This is a genomic window from Nesterenkonia sandarakina, from assembly GCF_014138825.1.
Classification (GTDB): domain Bacteria; phylum Actinomycetota; class Actinomycetes; order Actinomycetales; family Micrococcaceae; genus Nesterenkonia; species Nesterenkonia sandarakina.
In genome coordinates, this window is the sequence record NZ_JACJIH010000001.1 from 310,089 (window position 1) to 327,121 (window position 17,033).

General features: G+C 65.4%; 12 protein-coding genes and 2 rRNA genes. 10 read left to right on the plus strand and 4 right to left on the minus strand.

Annotated elements, in window-relative coordinates:
- Positions 1–216 precede the first annotated feature (216 nt).
- From HNR24_RS01425 to HNR24_RS14200, 10 genes are all read left to right on the plus strand, one after another.
- Positions 217–3,327: ribosomal RNA gene (locus HNR24_RS01425) — 23S ribosomal RNA — on the plus strand.
- A 310-nt stretch (positions 3,328–3,637) separates the two neighbouring features.
- Positions 3,638–3,754: ribosomal RNA gene (rrf, locus tag HNR24_RS01430) — 5S ribosomal RNA — on the plus strand.
- Positions 3,755–3,990: 236 nt separating this feature from the next.
- A complete protein-coding gene (locus tag HNR24_RS01435) occupies positions 3,991–4,851 on the plus strand; it encodes a tetratricopeptide repeat protein (RefSeq protein WP_182494786.1) in 861 nt (286 codons plus the stop codon).
- Complete coding sequence (locus HNR24_RS01440) at positions 4,848–5,675, plus strand: HAD-IIA family hydrolase (protein WP_182494787.1); 828 nt, start codon at positions 4,848–4,850, stop codon at positions 5,673–5,675. Before HNR24_RS01435 ends, HNR24_RS01440 begins: the two co-directional genes overlap by 4 nt.
- On the plus strand, positions 5,672–5,890 hold the full coding sequence (locus HNR24_RS01445; protein ID WP_182494788.1) for a hypothetical protein: 219 nt from the start codon (positions 5,672–5,674) through the stop codon (positions 5,888–5,890). The genes HNR24_RS01440 and HNR24_RS01445 overlap by 4 nt, the downstream gene beginning before the upstream one ends.
- The gene (locus tag HNR24_RS01450) at positions 5,887–6,702 is read left to right on the plus strand and encodes a TlyA family RNA methyltransferase (protein ID WP_182494789.1); all 816 of its coding nucleotides are present in this window, start codon (positions 5,887–5,889) and stop codon (positions 6,700–6,702) included. Before HNR24_RS01445 ends, HNR24_RS01450 begins: the two co-directional genes overlap by 4 nt.
- A 10-nt stretch (positions 6,703–6,712) precedes the next feature.
- Positions 6,713–7,681: an NAD kinase gene (locus HNR24_RS01455; RefSeq protein WP_083504887.1), complete on the plus strand. Its 969-nt coding sequence runs from the start codon at positions 6,713–6,715 to the stop codon at positions 7,679–7,681.
- Positions 7,678–9,561, plus strand: coding sequence for a DNA repair protein RecN (recN, locus tag HNR24_RS01460; RefSeq protein ID WP_310735362.1), 1,884 nt, complete (start codon positions 7,678–7,680; stop codon positions 9,559–9,561). Before HNR24_RS01455 ends, recN begins: the two co-directional genes overlap by 4 nt.
- Positions 9,562–9,596: 35 nt before the next feature.
- Positions 9,597–11,300, plus strand: a complete 1,704-nt coding sequence (gene pyrG / locus HNR24_RS01465) for a CTP synthase (protein WP_058888901.1) — start codon at positions 9,597–9,599, stop codon at positions 11,298–11,300.
- A gap of 4 nt (positions 11,301–11,304) precedes the next feature.
- On the plus strand, positions 11,305–12,417 hold the full coding sequence (locus HNR24_RS14200) for a site-specific tyrosine recombinase XerD (RefSeq protein ID WP_058888902.1): 1,113 nt from the start codon (positions 11,305–11,307) through the stop codon (positions 12,415–12,417).
- A gap of 168 nt (positions 12,418–12,585) precedes the next feature.
- Here the strand turns inward: HNR24_RS14200 and HNR24_RS01475 are convergent, their stop codons facing one another.
- The 4 genes from HNR24_RS01475 to HNR24_RS01490 are packed head-to-tail and all read right to left on the minus strand — an operon-like array spanning position 12,586 to position 16,904.
- Positions 12,586–13,719, minus strand: a complete 1,134-nt coding sequence (locus HNR24_RS01475; protein WP_182494790.1) for a bifunctional 2-methylcitrate synthase/citrate synthase — start codon at positions 13,717–13,719, stop codon at positions 12,586–12,588.
- Positions 13,720–13,750: 31 nt separating this feature from the next.
- Positions 13,751–14,668: a methylisocitrate lyase gene (gene prpB, locus HNR24_RS01480; RefSeq protein WP_182494791.1), complete on the minus strand. Its 918-nt coding sequence runs from the start codon at positions 14,666–14,668 to the stop codon at positions 13,751–13,753.
- Positions 14,669–14,671: 3 nt separating this feature from the next.
- On the minus strand, positions 14,672–16,189 hold the full coding sequence (locus HNR24_RS01485; protein WP_182494792.1) for an MmgE/PrpD family protein: 1,518 nt from the start codon (positions 16,187–16,189) through the stop codon (positions 14,672–14,674).
- A gap of 25 nt (positions 16,190–16,214) precedes the next feature.
- Positions 16,215–16,904, minus strand: coding sequence for a GntR family transcriptional regulator (locus tag HNR24_RS01490; protein WP_182494793.1), 690 nt, complete (start codon positions 16,902–16,904; stop codon positions 16,215–16,217).
- Positions 16,905–17,033 lie beyond the last annotated feature (129 nt).

Here is a 17,033-nt window from a genome sequence, read left to right on the forward strand (position 1 = left end):
GGCTTCAGGTAGCTGGCCCCCAAAAGTGGGGTTGGTGATGGTGGTGGGGGTTGTTGTTTGGGAACTGCATAGTGGACGCGAGCATCTTTGTTCTTAATTGAACGAAAGTACTCGAATCATGCTGATCACATTGTTTGGTGTGGTCAGTGTTTTTTGTGTCAATTTTTAGTCGAGCACTTATTTTTGTGAGTGTCATCGCAGCTACTGTGATGATGGTCGTAAGTGTTTTAGGGCGCATGGTGAATGCCTTGGTAGTAGGAGCCGATGAAGGACGTGGGAATCTGCGATAAGCCTGGTGGAGTTGATAACCGAGCGTTGATACCAGGATTTCCGAATGGGGAAACCCCGCATGCTGTTGTGGTGTGTGACCACCGGTTGAATGTATAGACCGGTTGGAGGGAACGTCGGGAAGTGAAACATCTCAGTACCGACAGGAAGAGAAAACAATGTAGTGATTCTGTGAGTAGTGGCGAGCGAAAGCGGATGGGGCTAAACCGGTTGCGTGTGATACCTGGTAGGGGTTGCGTGGCCGGGGTTGTGGGACATCTCGTTGAGGATCTACCAGTCCTTGGGGTTGAAGTGCGGGCGTATAGACGAAGAAGGTTGAGTCCTTCGCCGTAGAGGGTGTGAGTCCCGTAGTCGTAATGCGTTCCGCCGGCCTGTAGATGTATCCCGAGTAGCACGAGGCTCGAGGAATCTTGTGTGAATCAGCCAGGACCACCTGGTAAGCCTAAATACTACCTACTAACCGATAGTGAATCAGTACCGTGAGGGAATGGTGAAAAGTACCCCGGGAGGGGAGTGAAATAGTACCTGAAACCATGTGCCTACAATCCGTCAAAGCATCCTTTAGGGGTGTGATGGCGTGCCTTTTGAAGAATGAGCCTGCGAGTTAGTGCTCAGTGGCGAGGTTAACCCGTGTGGGGAAGCCGTAGCGAAAGCGAGTCTGAATAGGGCGTTTTTAGTCGCTGGGTCTAGACCCGAAGCGGAGTGATCTACCCATGGCCAGGTTGAAGCGCGTGTAAGAGCGCGTGGAGGACCGAACCCACCTAGGTTGAAAACTGGGGGGATGAGCTGTGGGTAGGGGTGAAAGGCCAATCAAACTCCGTGATAGCTGGTTCTCCCCGAAATGCATTTAGGTGCAGCGTTGCGTGTTTCTTGCCGGAGGTAGAGCTACTGGATGGCCGATGGGCCCTACAAGGTTACTGACGTCAGCTAAACTCCGAATGCCGGTCAAGTCAGAGCGCAGCAGTGAGACTGTGGGGGATAAGCTTCATGGTCGAGAGGGAAACAGCCCAGACCACCAGTTAAGGTCCCTAAGCGTGTGCTAAGTGGGAAAGGATGTGGAGTTGCTTAGACAACCAGGAGGTTGGCTTAGAAGCAGCCACCCTTGAAAGAGTGCGTAATAGCTCACTGGTCAAGTGATTCCGCGCCGACAATTTAGCGGGGCTCAAGCACACCACCGAAACTGTGGCATTTAGTCCCTTGAGGATTAGATGGGTAGGGGAGCGTCGAACACTGCGGTGAAGCAGCAGCGTAAGCTCGTCTGTGGAGTGTGTTCGAGTGAGAATGCAGGCATGAGTAGCGAAAGACACGTGAGAAACGTGTCCGCCGAATGACTAAGGGTTCCAGGGTCAAGCTAATCTGCCCTGGGTTAGTCGGGACCTAAGGCGAGGCCGACAGGCGTAGTCGATGGACAACGGGTTGATATTCCCGTACCGGTATAAGACCGCCCATGGTGAACTGGTGATACTAACTGCCCGAATCGTGCTAGAGCGGTCCCCTTGTGGGATCGACGTGTACGAGGAGCGCAGGACCTGAACCGGGGAGCCAAGCGTATTAACAGGTGTGACGCAGGAAGGTAGCTGAGCCCAGCGATGGTTGTCTGGGTCTAAGAGTGTAGCCCGAGTCCTAGGCAAATCCGGGACTCGTTATAGGGGTGAGACTTGATGGGACTCCACTTAGTGGGGGATTCAGTGATCCTATGCTGCCAAGAAAAGCATCGGCGCGAGGGCTTGTACCGCCCGTACCCATAACCGACACAGGTGGTCAGGTAGAGAATACTAAGGCGATCGAGAGAACCACGGTTAAGGAACTCGGCAAAATACCCCCGTAACTTCGGGAGAAGGGGGACCACCCTGGTGATCCAGGCTTGCTTTGGTGAGCTGGTGGTGGTCGCAGAGACCAGGGGGAAGCGACTGTTTACTAAAAACACAGGTCCGTGCGAAGTCGTAAGACGATGTATACGGACTGACTCCTGCCCGGTGCTGGAAGGTTAAGAGGAAGGGTTAGTCCTTGTGGCGAAGCTCTGAATTTAAGCCCCAGTAAACGGCGGTGGTAACTATAACCATCCTAAGGTAGCGAAATTCCTTGTCGGGTAAGTTCCGACCTGCACGAATGGAGTAACGACTTCCCCGCTGTCTCAACCGTGGACTCGGCGAAATTGCACTACGAGTAAAGATGCTCGTTACGCGCAGCAGGACGGAAAGACCCCGAGACCTTTACTATAGCTTGGTATTGGTGTTTGACATCACTTGTGTAGGATAGGTGGGAGACTGTGAAGCGGCCACGCTAGTGGTTGTGGAGTCATCGTTGAAATACCACTCTGGTGTTGTTAGGCATCTAACTTCGGGCCCTGATCGGGTCCAGGGACAGTGCCTGGTGGGTAGTTTAACTGGGGCGGTTGCCTCCTAAAGAGTAACGGAGGCGCCCAAAGGTTCCCTCAGCCTGGTTGGCAATCAGGTGTCGAGTGTAAGTGCACAAGGGAGCTTGACTGTGAGAGCGGCAGCTCGAGCAGGAACGAAAGTTGGGACTAGTGATCCGGCGGCACCGTGTGGAAGGGCCGTCGCTCAACGGATAAAAGGTACCTCGGGGATAACAGGCTGATCCTGCCCAAGAGTCCATATCGACGGCATGGTTTGGCACCTCGATGTCGGCTCGTCGCATCCTGGGGCTGGAGTTGGTCCCAAGGGTTGGGCTGTTCGCCCATTAAAGCGGTACGCGAGCTGGGTTTAGAACGTCGTGAGACAGTTCGGTCCCTATCCGCTGCGCGCGCAGGAGATTTGAGAAGGTCTGTCCTTAGTACGAGAGGACCGGGACGGACGAACCTCTGGTGTGTCAGTTGTACTGCCAAGTGCACCGCTGATTAGCTACGTTCGGGATGGATAACCGCTGAAAGCATCTAAGTGGGAAGCCGGCTTCAAGATAAGATCTCCGTCACCTTTTGGTGTGAAGGCTCCCAGCTAGACTACTGGGTTGATAGGCCAGATGTGGAAGCGCAGCAATGCGTGAAGCTGACTGGTACTAATAAGCCGATCACTTACACCACACTTATCAGTGTGCTCGGTGAGTTTCATTGGAACACTGCGTGTTCGCGTCCACTAGGCGGTTCTCTGCCAACAACCCCACAACACCTGTGGCGTCCTCTCTTTTTGGGAGGGGCTGGTGGTGGTGTGGGTCAGGTCAGACCCCCCAGGTGTGCTGTTTCCTCGTGTGATGAGGGGGGCTGGTGGGGGGGGGATAAGTGAAGAGTGTTGTTGTGAGTTTAGGTTTACAGCACCGGTGAGTACCCCACCACAAGAGCTCAGATGTTTGGGTGTGTGGTGGTGTGGGAAAACAGGAGGTGTTGTTCTAGAGTTACGGCGGTCATAGCGTGGGGGAAACGCCCGGTCCCATCCCGAACCCGGAAGCTAAGGCCCACTGCGCCGATGGTACTGCACACTGGAGTGTGTGGGAGAGTAGGTCGCCGCCGGACACTATTTGGTAAAGAGGGTTCAAGCCCGGTCCCCTGCGGGGGTCCGGGCTTGACCTGTATCCGGATACTTTTCCCGGGCACCACACGGCATTGAGCCCGTCTCTCCGGCGCCGGGGCTTCCTGCGGCGCGGTTCACACAGCAACGGTGCCGTCATATCCGCCAGGACTCTCAGCGACACCGAGGCGGTATCCTGAGACGACCCTGCGCACGTCTTCTAAGGAGAACCAGAAAACCCATGCACGAAGAGTCCTACGGCGACCGTCCACGGCCTGCACGCAATCCGCGTGACCTCCGCCGCTCCAACAGCGACGATCGCATGCGGTCTCCCGAGATCGATGAAGATGTCACCGGCAAGGAGCTGGATCGAGCAGCGCTGCTGCAGCTGCGCACCCTGGATGACACGAACCGTCCCTGGGTCGCGAAGCACCTGGTGATGGCCGGCCGGCTCGTCGACATCGCCCCGGAGATCGCGTTTCAGCATGCTCTGGCCGCGTCTCGTCGCGGCGGTCGACTTGGAATCGTCCGGGAGGCTGTGGGCCTGACCGCCTATGCGGCCGGCGACTTCGCGGAGGCGCTGCGGGAGCTGCGCACCTACCGGCGGATCAGCGGGGATCAGACCCACCTGCCCGTCCTGGCCGACTGTGAGCGTGGTCTCGGCCGGCCGGAGAAGGCCATCGAGCTGTCCCAGTCTGAAGAGGTCGCCGCACTCACCGGTCCGGTCCGCGCCGAGATGGCGATGGTCGTCTCTGGTGCCTATTCCGACCTCGGGGATCATGCGTCTGCACTCTCCGCACTGGAGGTCCCGGAGCTGGACATCAACCGCGCCTTCAGCTTCTCACCACGGCTGTTCACCGCCTATGCCGCCGCCCTGGAGACCGTCGGTCGTGAGGAGGAGGCGCAGCGTTGGCGCGAGCAGGCCTTCGCCGCTGAACGCGCGCTGGGCTCCGGCGCCTTCGAGGACCCCGAGATCTTCGACTTCGACGACGAACCGGCAGACCTGCCCAAGGTCAAGGATGTCCTGGGCCAAGGCAAGGGCAGAGGCCAGGGCCGTGAGCAGGGCCGTGACGGTGACCGACGTCGTGGGGGCCGTGCATGAGCGTGAGTCTCCTGGACTCCTACGACGGCGTGCTCTTCGACCTCGACGGGGTCCTGTACGCCGGTCCACACGCCATCCCCGGAGCTGCCCAGGCGGTTGAGGAGCTGGTGCAGCGCGGTGTTCGGCGCGGCTATGTCACCAACAACGCCTCACGCTCCGCCGAGCAGGTGGCGGCACACCTGACCGAGCTCGGCATCCCGGCACGCACCGAAGAGGTCTTCGGGTCTGCCCCCGCCGGGGTCAGCCTGCTCGGTGGCGCACTGCAGCCTGGAGCCACGGTGCTGGTCACCGGCAGCGGGTATCTGCGCACGCTGGTGGAGCAGGCCGGTTTCCGGGTCGTGGACTCGGCAGCCGATGAACCGGCAGCCGTGATCCAGGGCTTCGACCCGGCGCTGGGATGGTCTGACCTTGCCGAGGCGGCCTACGCCGTGAACAACGGCGCCCAGTGGTTCGCCACCAACCTGGACCTCAGCATCCCCCGAGAACACGGCATCGCACCCGGCAACGGAGCTCTGGTGGAAGCCGTGGGACGCGCCACCGGGACGTCCCCGGTTGCCGCAGGAAAGCCCGAGCCGGTCATGTTCACCCAGGCCGCGACCGCCCTGCAGATGCAGCGCCCGCTGGTCATCGGGGACCGCCTGGACACCGATGTGCTCGGTGGCAACCGGGCCGGGTTCGACACCGCACTGGTGCTGACCGGGATCGACACCGAGACCACCGCGCGGAAAGCGGAGGGCTCGATGCGACCGGACTGGATCCTCGCGGACCTGAAACGGCTCTTCGACGGAACTCATCACGCGCTGCAGGAGCACACCGACGCATGAGCGCAGAGCAGCACCGGCAGGGCGCGCTCCCTGAGCCCACTTCAGCCGAAGACACTCCAGTCGAAGACACACCGGCTGGGCATAAGCCGCATCAGCCGAGCTCTGATTCCCCGCAGCTCAGCGTCGCCGAGCTGGAATCCGAGATCGCCCAGGCCGAGACGCTCGTCCAGGAACTCAACCAGCGGCTGAAACGAACCGTTGATGAGTCACGATGAGTGACTCGCTGCGACTGGACAAGGCCATGGTCGCCCGCGGACTGGTCCCCAGTCGCACTCGCGCAGCCCAGCTGATCTCTCAGGGCCAGGTCAGCGTGGAGGGCAAGGTCGTGGTGCGCGCCTCCACGTCCGTGGCACAAGGGCAGCGCATCGTGGTGTCCGGGCAGGACCACTGGGTCAGTCGCTCCGCGCACAAGCTCGATGGTGCCCTGACCTCATCCCCGCAGATCCAGGTCCAAGGGCGACGCTGCCTGGACGCGGGAGCCTCCACCGGGGGGTTCACCCAGGTGCTCCTGGAACGAGGCGCAGACAGCGTGGTCGCCGTCGACGTCGGCCATGACCAGCTGCACCCCTCCCTGGCCGCTGACCCGAGGGTGCACAACCACGAAGGGCTGAACCTGCGCCATCTCCGGTCAGGTGAGCTCGGCGAGCCCTTCGACCTGATCGTCGCGGACCTCTCCTTCATCTCACTGCGCCTGGTGCTGGCACCGCTGGCCGGGCAGGCCGCGGCGGATGCCGATCTGCTGCTCATGGTCAAGCCCCAGTTCGAGGTCGGCCGGGAACGGCTCGGCCGCACCGGCGTGGTCTCCAGCCCGATGCAGCGCCGCGAGGCGGTGGAAGGGGTCCTCCTGGCAGCCCAGGAGCTGCACCTGCACCTGCAGCTGGTCGACGTCCACCGCTCCGGGCTGCCCGGCCAGGACGGGAACGTGGAGTTCTTCCTTCACCTGCGCCGCAGCGAACATGCTCTCTCCACCGACGCCGAAGCAGAGAAGCTCAGGAGCGATAGGCTGGGCTCGGTCGAGTTCGACTGAAGGAGGCTCCATGACCAGAGAGATCCTGCTGCTTGCGCATACGGGTCGGCGTGATGCCGTGGACGCGGCTGTCACCGTGGCACACCGGCTGCACAGCGCCGGGCTGCGCCCCGTGATGCTGGAGCGGGACATCGCCTCCTTGAGCCATGTCATCGGAGAGCGGATGCGCGACATCCCGCTGGGGGTGGCCGAGCGTGACGTCCCGCTGTCCAGGTGCGAGGTCGGGATGGTGCTCGGCGGTGACGGGTCCATCCTGCGCGCCGCGGACCTGGTGCGGGGCGCGGGACTTCCCCTGATGGGGGTCAACCTGGGCCACGTCGGGTTCCTCGCCGAGTCGGAGCGCACCGAGCTCGACGCCTCGGTGCAATGGGTGGTGGATCAGAACTACACCGTGGAGCGCCGCATGGCCCTGGACGTGCAGGTCTGGCACGCCGGACGTCACGTCGGCAGCAGCTGGGCGCTCAACGAGGCCAGCATCGAGAAGCAGTCCCGGGAACGCATGATCGATCTGATCATCGAGATCGACGGCCGGCCCGTCTCCGCCTTCGGCTGCGACGGCGTCGTCATGGCCACCCCGACGGGATCCACCGCCTACGCCTTCTCCGCCGGCGGACCGGTGGTCTGGCCAGAGGTCCAAGCATTGGTGATGGTGCCGATCTCCGCCCACGCCCTCTTCTCCCGGCCGCTGGTCGCGGACCCGGACTCGATCATGGCCGTGGAGGTGCTCCAGCGCGAGGACGAACAGGGCGTGCTCTGGTGCGACGGCCGACGCTTCATGGAGCTGCCCCCGGGCTCCCGGGTGGAGGTCACCCGCTCCGCCGAGCCGGTTCTGCTCGCCCGAGTCCACCAGACTCCCTTCTCGGAACGACTCGTGGACAAGTTCAACCTGCCGACCACCGGTTGGCGCGGACCCGTAGACCCCGCCAACCAGGTCGAGAGCTCCGAGACGGTCCACCAAGGGGAGGCATCACAGCGGTGATCGATTACGTCACCATCAGCGATCTCGGCGTGATCGAACACGCCGAGCTGCCACTGGACGCCGGACTCAACGTGGTCACCGGCGAGACCGGCGCAGGCAAGACCATGGTGGTCACCGCGCTGGGGCTGCTGCTGGGTGCCCGCGCGGAAGCCACGGCGATCCGCTCCGGCGCCCCGCAGGCCGTGGTCGACGCCGGACTCACCGTGCCGGCCGGACACCGCTGCGTGCAGCTGGCCCGGGAGGCCGGGGCCTGGTTGGAGACCCCTGAGACCACGGGCTCGGCGGACCCGGAGCAGGTCGCCGCGGACCCCGACGCCTCCTCCGGCGCAGATCAGCCGCAAGCCACCGCCGCAGATCAGCCGCAAGCCACCGCCGCGGACCAGTCGCAGGCCCCCGGCGCAGACCAGCCGGAAACAGCTGGCGAGGTCGAGGTGCTGCTGGGCCGCACGCTCAGCGCCAAGGGCCGCAGCCGAGCCAGCGTGAGCGGACGCAATGTGCCGATCGCGCTGCTGGGTGAGATCGGCAGCTCCCTGGTCACCGTGCACGGACAGAGTGACCAGCTGCGGCTGCGCTCAGCCACCGCTCAGCGGCGGTCCCTGGACCGCTACGCCGGCGCCGAGTTCGGCGCGCAGCTCGCCGCGTACCGGGAGCAGTTCGCCGGCTACCAGGCCAAGGTCGCCGAGCTCGAGGAGATCACCAGCAACGAACGCGAACGACTCCGGGAAGCCGAGCAGCTCCAGCTCGCCCTGGAGCAGATCGACGCGGTGGAACCCCTGCCGGGGGAGGACCATGAGCTCAAGACGGAGTCCCTGAAGCTGGAGAACGTGGAGTCCCTGCGTGAGGCTGCTCGCGCCGCCCAGCTCGCGCTCTCCGGCCCCGACGCCGCCGAGGCGCTCGGTGACGTTCCGCACGCGGTCGCCCTGGTCGAATCCGCCGCCACCGCGCTCTCCGCCGTGCAGGAGGAGGACCGGGAGCTCGGTGAGATCGCGGAACAGATCTCCTCGGTCTCCAGCCTGCTCAACGACGCCGCCTCAGAACTGGGGATCTACGCGGCGCACCTGGATGAATCCGGCCCGGAGCGTCTGGCCGCGGTGCATCAGCGGCGGGCGGACCTGGAGCGGCTGATCCGGCTCTACGGCCCAGACATCGACGCCGTGCTGGCCTGGGCCGCGGATGCCCGCGCCCGGCTGCACAACCTTCAGTCCGACACCGACCGGATCGAGGAGCTCAGCGCCGAGATCGATCAGCTGCACACCCAGCTGTGGGCCGAGGCCGAAGAGCTGCGTCGTCGTCGTCTTGAGGCGGGGGAGCGGCTCGGTGCCGCCGTCGGGGAGGAGCTCGCCGCACTGGCCATGCCGCGCGCCCGGATGGTCATCGAGGTCACCGCGACCCCCGAGCTGGGGCCCGAGGGTGCCGACACTGTGGCGATGCTGCTGGCCCCGCATCCTGGGTCCGACCCGCTGCCGCTGGGCAAGGGAGCCTCCGGCGGTGAGCTCTCCCGGGTGATGCTGGCTCTGGAGGTGGTCCTCGCCGAAGGCTCGGACACCGAGACCTTCATCTTCGACGAGGTCGACGCCGGGGTCGGTGGCAAGGCCGCCGTGCAGATCGGACGCCGGCTGGCGATGCTGGCCAAACACCGGCAGGTGATCGTGGTCACCCACCTGCCCCAGGTCGCGGCCTACGCGCAGAACCACATCCGGGTGTTCAAAGCCTCGGTGCACGACGATTCCGCCTCCGGAGGCTTCACCGCCTCCGATGTCACCGCTCTGGACCAGGAGCAGCGGGTCAGCGAGCTGGCCCGGATGCTCGCCGGCCAGGAAGACTCAGAATCCGCCCGCGCCCACGCTCGCGAGCTCATCAGCGGCGCGGCTGCGCCGTAGCTCACGTTCAGGGCACTACATCCAGCTCCCGTTCACTGTTAGGATCGAACTCCGTGGTGCAGAGAAACAGTTCCAGGAACCAGAACAGCCTCCCTACTAGTCGACAGATCTTTGTCACAGGGGGTGTGGTCTCCTCCCTCGGCAAGGGTCTGACCGCCTCCTCGCTGGGGCATCTGCTCCGGGCCCGTGGCCTCTCGGTGGTCATGCAGAAGCTGGATCCCTATCTCAATGTGGATCCCGGCACGATGAACCCGTTCCAGCACGGAGAGGTCTTCGTCACCGAAGACGGCGCCGAGACGGACCTGGACATCGGGCACTATGAGCGTTTCCTCGATGAGAACCTCGACGGGCTCAACAATGTGACCACCGGTCAGATCTATTCCACCGTCATCGAGAAGGAACGCCGCGGCGACTACCTCGGTGACACCGTCCAGGTGATCCCGCACATCACCAACGAGATCAAGCGCCGGATGCGGCTGCCTGCCGAGGGCAAGGACGCCCCGGATGTGATCATCACCGAGATCGGCGGCACGGTTGGTGACATCGAGTCCCAGCCCTTCCTGGAGGCGGCGCGCCAGGTCCGCCAGGACATCGGCCGGCAGAACGTGTTCTTCCTCCACGTCTCCCTGGTGCCCTACATCGGGCCCAGCCAGGAGCTGAAGACCAAGCCGACACAGCACTCCGTGGCGGCGCTGCGCTCGATCGGCATCCAGCCCGACGGGATCGTGCTGCGCAGCGACCGGGAGCTGCCCGCCGAGATCCGCGGCAAGATCTCCCGGATGTGCGACGTGGTCGAGGACGCGGTCATCAACTGCGCCGATGCCCCGAGCATCTACGACATCCCCCGGATCCTGCACCGCCAGGCGATCGACGCCTATGTGGTCCAGGCCCTGGACCTGAAGTTCAAGGACGTGGACTGGTCGAAGTGGTCCAAGCTGCTCAACGTGGTCCACCACCCCGATCACGAGGTCGAGGTGGCGCTGGTCGGCAAGTACATCGACCTGCCCGACGCCTACCTCTCGGTCACCGAGGCGCTGCGCGCAGGTGGATTCGCGCACAGCGCCAAGACCAAGATCCGCTGGGTCGCCTCTGACCTATGTGCCTCTGAAGAGGGTGCGGCCAAGGCCCTGGAGGGCGTGGACGCGATCTGCGTCCCCGGCGGCTTCGGCGTGCGCGGACTCGACGGCAAGATCGGCGCGCTGCGCCACGCCCGGGTCCACGGCATCCCCGCGCTGGGCCTGTGCCTGGGTCTGCAGACCATGGTCATCGAATACGCCCGCAACGTGCTGGGCATGAGCGAGGCCAGCTCCACCGAGTTCGATCCGGAGACCGCCTACCCGGTGATCGCCACCATGGCCGAGCAGGAGGCCATCGTGGAAGGCGCCGGGGATCTGGGCGGGACCATGCGCCTGGGCTCCTACGAGGCGAAGCTGACCGAGGGCTCCGTGGTCGCCGAGACCTACGGCAGCACCGAGATCACCGAACGCCACCGGCACCGCTACGAGGTCAACAACACCTACCGGGAACAGCTCACCGAGGCGGGTCTGGTCTTCTCCGGCACCTCCCCGGACGGCACCCTGGTGGAGTTCGTGGAGCTGCCCAGGCAGACGCATCCCTACTACGTCTCCACCCAGGCGCACCCCGAGCTGAAGTCCCGTCCGACCAACGCGCACCCGCTCTTCGCCGGGCTGATCCGCGCCGGGCTGGACCGGCAGCTCGCCCAGGGCGGACGCGGCTAGAGTCATGGCCACCCAGGGCGGCAACCCCGCTCCTGAGCAGGCACGGGAACGGCACCTCCAGCGACGCGCGGAGGTGCCGTCCTCGTCAGTAGGCCCAGAGATCGAGGACTACCTCACCCACCTGCGGATCGAGCGCGGGTCCGCGGCGAACACGCTGAGCTCCTACCGCAACGACCTGCTGCGCTACGGCGCGTTCCTGCTCGAGCGTGGGATCACCGAGCTGCGCACCATCGACGAGACCCTGATCGCAGACTTCCTGCACCGACTGAGCACCGGCGACGACGGCGGCTCGGCCCTGTCCCAGCGGTCGATGGCCCGCGTGCTGGCCTCTGTGCGCGGCGCCCATCGCTACTGGGCGGGGGAGGGCCGGACCACCCATGACCCGGCCAAACATGTGGCCGCCCCCAAGCCCCGCCAGTCCCTGCCCAAGGCGCTCAGCGTGGATGAGGTGCAGCGTCTGCTCGATGCCCCCAGCCGCGACACCGAGCTGGGCCGCCGCGACCGGGCGCTGCTGGAGTTCCTCTACGCCACCGGGGCACGCATCACCGAGGCGGTGAGCCTGGACGTCGACGACATCCACGAGATCCGTGCCGCCCCGGACGGGGACAGTGCGACGACGACGCCGGGCGCAGCCGCGGCGGGACCTGAAGCCGCCGCGGATTCAGACTCATCTGCAGGCTCCAGCGCGGCGGACGGGCTGGTGATCGTGCGGGTGACCGGCAAGGGAAACAAGCAGCGGATGGTCCCGGTGGGGCGCTACGCGCAGCGGGCGATCAACGACTATCTCACCGCCGGCCGGCCGGGCCTTGCCGCGAAGATCGGGCGCCGCGCGCCGTCGCCCGGGCTGTTCTTGAACAAGCTCGGCGGCAGGCTCTCCCGGCAGTCGGCCTGGACCGTGCTGCAGACCCACGCCGCCGCCGCGGAGATCGCCCAGGAGGTCTCCCCGCATACGCTGCGCCACTCCTGCGCGACCCACCTGCTCGAAGGCGGTGCCGGGATCCGGCTGGTCCAAGAGATGCTCGGCCACGCCTCCGTGACCACCACGCAGATCTACACCAAGGTCACCGCGGAGGCGCTGCAGGAGAGCTACGCCATCGCCCACCCGCGCGCCCGCTGAGCGGGCCCTCCTGGGCTCACTCCCGCTGAGTCCGCTCCCGCTGAGCGGTCTCCCACGGGACCGCCGCCATCCGTGGGGCGCAAACGGGTGGAATTCCGGCCGCTGCGTGCGCCATTCCACCTGTCTGCGCCCCACGGATGCGGAGCGGACTCGAAATCCGGCCAAGCCTCAGAGGTGGCGCTCCTCCGGGCCGTTATAGGCGCTCAGCGGGCGGATCAGCGCGTTGTTCGCGCGCTGCTCGGCGATATGCGCCGTCCAGCCCGTGATCCGGGCGGCGATGAACAGCGGGGTGAACATCTCGGTGTCGAAGCCCATCAGGTGATAGGTCGGCCCGGCGGGGTAGTCCAGGTTGGGCAGAATGTTCTTCGCCTCGCCCATCGCGGCCTCGAGGCCGTCGTAGAGGCCCATCAGCTCGCCGCGGCCGTAGTAGTCGACCATCGCGTCCAGGGCCTGCTTCATGGTGGGCACCCGGGAGTCGCCGGACTTATACACCCGGTGTCCGAAGCCCATCACCTTGCGCTTCTCCGCCAGGGCCTGTTCCATCCATGCCTTGGCCCGGGCTGCGGCGTCCTCCCGGGTCTCGGCCGGGTTGATGCCGATCTCCTCGAAGGTATGCATCACCGCCTCATTGGCGCCGCCGTGCAGCGGACCCTTCAGCGCGCCGATCGCGGCGGTGACCGCTGAGTGCAGATCCGCCAGCGTGGAGGTCACCACCCGCGCGGTGAAGGTGGACGCGTTGAAGGAATGCTCGGCGTAGAGCACCATCGAGACCCGGAAGGCGTCGACCACCTCCTCGGGGGCCTCCTCGCCGAAGGTCATCCAGAGGAAGTTCTGCGAGTAGTCCAGATCCTCCCGCGGCTCGACGAGCTGAAGCTGACGACGTCGGCGCTGGTCATAGGCGACCACGGCCGGGAACGCGGCGAAGAGCTCCTTGGCCTTGGTCAGCTCCGCCTCCGGGGAGGAGTCCTCGGAGAGCGGATGGTTCGCACCCAGGACCGAGACCGCGGTGCGTCCCACGTCCATCGGGTGACAGTCCAGGGGCAGCAGGTCGATCGCTGACTTCACCCGAGGATCCAGCGCGCGGTGTGAGCGTTCGAAGGCGCGGAACTCCTCCTTCTGCGCCGCATCGGGGAGCTCCCCGTTCCAGAGCAGCAGCGCCACCTCCTCGAAGGCCAGCTCGGCGGCGAGCTGCTGGACCGGGTATCCCCGGTAGAGCAACGAGTTGGATTCGGGGTTCACCTTCGAGACGGCGGTGTGATCAGCGACCACACCCGCCAGCCCCTTGTGGATCTCTTCGGTCATCAGTGACCTCCTTAGGGTCATTGCAGGGTGTTCAGTGCTTTGTGCCGTGGGCGTCCGGGACGTCGAAGTTGAAGATCCCGGTGTCGAAGGCGTTGTACCCCTCGTAGTCCACCAATTCGTAGAGCCGTGCCCGGGTCATCATCTGATCCACCGCCGCCTGCTGGGAACCTTCAGCGGCCAAGACGTCCAGGGTGCGTTCGATCGCGCCCATCGCGGTGCGCAGCGAGGTCACCGGGTAGATCACCATCGCCACACCGGTCTCGGCCAGCTCGGCCCGGGTGAACAGCGGAGACTTCCCGAACTCGGTCATGTTCGCGAGCACCGGGACATCCACCGCCTCACAGACCGCGGCGAACTCGCTGAGGTCCTTCATGGCCTCCGGGAAGATCGCGTCGGCCCCGGCGTCGACCAGGGCCTTGGCCCGGTCGATCGCAGCGTCGAGACCCTCGACGGCGCGCAGATCGGTGCGCGCCATGATCAGGAAGTTCTGATCGCGGCGTCCGCGGGCGGCAGCGGCCACCCGCTGGGTCGCGGTCTGCAGGTCCACCAGGTTCTTCCCGTCCAGGTGTCCGCAGCGCTTGGGATTGAACTGATCCTCGATGTGGCAGCCCGCCAGCCCGGCGTCCTCAAGCTCCTGGACCGAACGGGCCACGTTCATCGGTTCCCCGAATCCGGTGTCCGCGTCGACCAGGGCCGGGAGGTTCGTGGCGCGGGCGATCTGACCGGCCCGCTGGGCGACCTCGCTGAGCGTGGTCAGCCCGATGTCGGGCAGACCCAGCTCATTGGCCAACACCGCGCCGGAGATGTAGATCCCGTCGAAGCCCTTCTGTTCGATCAGGGGCGCCGAGAGCGGGGTGAAGGTGCCCGGGAACTGGCGCGCCGCCCCGGGGGTGAGCATGGCGCGCAGGTCGATCCGCTTCTGCGCCGGGGTGATGGTGGAGTACAACATGGCCTAGAACAGTCCCTTCGGTCCGGCGGAGGGGTGGATGACCCCGGTGGCCGCGAGGATGTTGAGCTGATCCAGCTCACCCGCGGCGAGCGTCTCGAGGCTCTCCACGGCGCCCAGGAATCGTGCGATCTCGGCCTCGGCGATCACCGGTTCTGCCAGGGTGCGGAACTTGGCGATGTACTGTTCCCGCGCGAAGGGCCGCGCGCCCAGCGGGTGGGCATCGGCGACGGCGATCTCATCGGTGATCACCTCACCGTTGCGCAGTCGGATCTCCACGGATCCGCCGAAGGCCTTCTCCGCGATATCCGTGGAGTGATACCGCCGGGTCCACTCCGGGTCCTCCTCGGTGGTGACCTTGTGCCACAGGGCCACGGTGTCCTCGCGCTGGGCGCGCTCCGGGGTGTAGGAGTCCACGTGGTGCCAGGCGCCGTCCTGCAGCGCGACGGTGAAGATATACGGGATGGAGTGATCCAGCGTCTCCCGCGACGCGGTGGGATCGTATTTCTGCGGGTCGTTCGCTCCGGAGCCGATCACATAGTGCGTGTGGTGGCTGGTGCGGATCAGCACCGACTCCACCTGGGCCGGATCGGTGGCCTCGGGGTGGGCGTTGTGCAGCCGGCGGGCGAGGTCGATCCAGGCCTGCGCCTGGTACTCCGCGGAGTGCTCCTTGGTGTAGGTGTCCAGGATCGCGCGCTTGGACTCCCCGCGCTCGGGCAGCGGGACCTGGTAGGAGGCCTCCGGCCCGTCGAGCAGCCAGGCGATGACCCCGTCCTCGCCCTCGTAGATCGGCACCGGAGAGGTCTGACCGCGCATCGCCCGGTCCACCGCTTCGACCGCCATCTTCGCGGCGAAGGCCGGGGCGTGGGCCTTCCAGGTGGAGATCTCGCCCTTGCGGGACTGCCGGGTGGCGGTGGTGGTGTGCAGCGCCTGGCCCACGGCCTGGAAGATCGTCTCGGCGTCGAGGTTCAGCAGGGTGCCGATGCCGGCGGCGGCGGAGGGCCCGAGGTGGGCGACATGGTCGATCTTGTGCTTGTGCAGCGAGATCGCCTTCACCAGGTCCACCTGGATCTCGTAGCCGGTGGCGATCCCGCGGATCAGCTCCGCACCGGAGGCGCCGGTGTGCTGGGCCACGGCGAGGACGGCGGGGATGTTGTCTCCAGGGTGGGAGTACTCGGCGGCCAGGAAGGTGTCGTGGTAGTCCAGTTCACGGACTGCGACGCCATTGGCCCATGCCGCCCACTCGGGGCTGGACCTGGTCTCGATGCCGAAGATGGAGGCTCCGGAGCCGTTGGCAGAGACCGAGTGGTCCAACGCCTGGGCGCGGGCGGCGATGATCGGGGCGCGGTTCAGCGAGGCCACCGCCACGGAGGCGTTGTCGATGATCCGGTTGATCACCATCTCGGTGACCTCGGGATCGACCTCCACCGGGTCGACGGCGACCCGGGCGATCTTCCAGGCGAGCTGGTCGGCCCGGGAAAGGTTCTCGTCGCTGCGGTAGACCCGGACGTGGTGGGAGATCATGCTGGTGGTTCCTCTCGATTCGGCGTCAGGATTCGGTGCTGCTGGGTGACGGCAGGGGGGCCGTCTCGTGCTGGGCAGTGATGTAGGCAAGGCTGCGGCGCAGGTGGATCAGCATCGCGGCTCCAGCGGTCTCGGCATCCCCCGAGGCGATGGCGGCGCAGACCTCCAGGTGCTCGCGGGCTGAGGCGGCGAGCCGCTCGGGCTCGTGCTGGGCCAGCCGGCGGGCGCGGACCAGATGGGCGCGCATGCTGCGCAGGGTGTGGCTCAGATAGGGATTGTCCACAGCCTCAGAGACTGCCTCATCGAGCTCCTCGGTGAGCTCATAGTAGAGCTTGTCCTCCTCGGTGTGATCCCGGTCTCGGGGGCGCGCGCGCAGGTCCTTCTCTGCGGCGGCGAAGCGTTCCGCGAGGGCGGTGAAGCGCGCCGGGTCCCCGCGCTCGGCGGCGAGGCGGGCAGATTGGACCTCCAGCGGGAGGCGCAGCTCGAAGAGCAGATCCACGTCGGTCGTGGAGATCGAGCTGACCACCGTGCCGCGCCCTTTGGCCTGGTCAGCGAGCCCGTCCGCGATCAGCCGGGACAGCGCCTCGCGCAGCGGCGTACGGGAGAGGCCCAGCCGTTCGGCCTGATCGACCTCACCGAGCAGGGTCCCCGGGGTCAGCTCCCCGTCAAGGATCTCCTGCCGCAGAGTGTTGTAGGCACGATCGCTGGCACGCATAACTCGAGTGTATACAGCAGAGGGACTTCTGTGCAGTCATCTGCCGGAAAATCAGGAAAGTTCCACGATTCTGTATACAGAGGGGTTTACCTGTTGTGATTCAGCTCATACCCTGGAACTTGTCACGCA

Bases quoted from the DNA above. Each gene is read 5' to 3' on its own strand.
- HNR24_RS01435 (WP_182494786.1), top strand. From the start codon at position 3,991: ATGCACGAAGAGTCCTACGGCGACCGTCCACGGCCTGCACGCAATCCG.
- HNR24_RS01440 (WP_182494787.1), top strand. From the start codon at position 4,848: ATGAGCGTGAGTCTCCTGGACTCCTACGACGGCGTGCTCTTCGACCTC.
- HNR24_RS01445 (WP_182494788.1), top strand. From the start codon at position 5,672: ATGAGCGCAGAGCAGCACCGGCAGGGCGCGCTCCCTGAGCCCACTTCA.
- HNR24_RS01450 (WP_182494789.1), top strand. From the start codon at position 5,887: ATGAGTGACTCGCTGCGACTGGACAAGGCCATGGTCGCCCGCGGACTG.
- HNR24_RS01455 (WP_083504887.1), top strand. From the start codon at position 6,713: ATGACCAGAGAGATCCTGCTGCTTGCGCATACGGGTCGGCGTGATGCC.
- HNR24_RS14200 (WP_058888902.1), top strand. From the start codon at position 11,305: ATGGCCACCCAGGGCGGCAACCCCGCTCCTGAGCAGGCACGGGAACGG.
- HNR24_RS01475 (WP_182494790.1), bottom strand. From the start codon at position 13,719: ATGACCGAAGAGATCCACAAGGGGCTGGCGGGTGTGGTCGCTGATCAC.
- prpB (WP_182494791.1), bottom strand. From the start codon at position 14,668: ATGTTGTACTCCACCATCACCCCGGCGCAGAAGCGGATCGACCTGCGC.
- HNR24_RS01485 (WP_182494792.1), bottom strand. From the start codon at position 16,189: ATGATCTCCCACCACGTCCGGGTCTACCGCAGCGACGAGAACCTTTCC.
- HNR24_RS01490 (WP_182494793.1), bottom strand. From the start codon at position 16,904: ATGCGTGCCAGCGATCGTGCCTACAACACTCTGCGGCAGGAGATCCTT.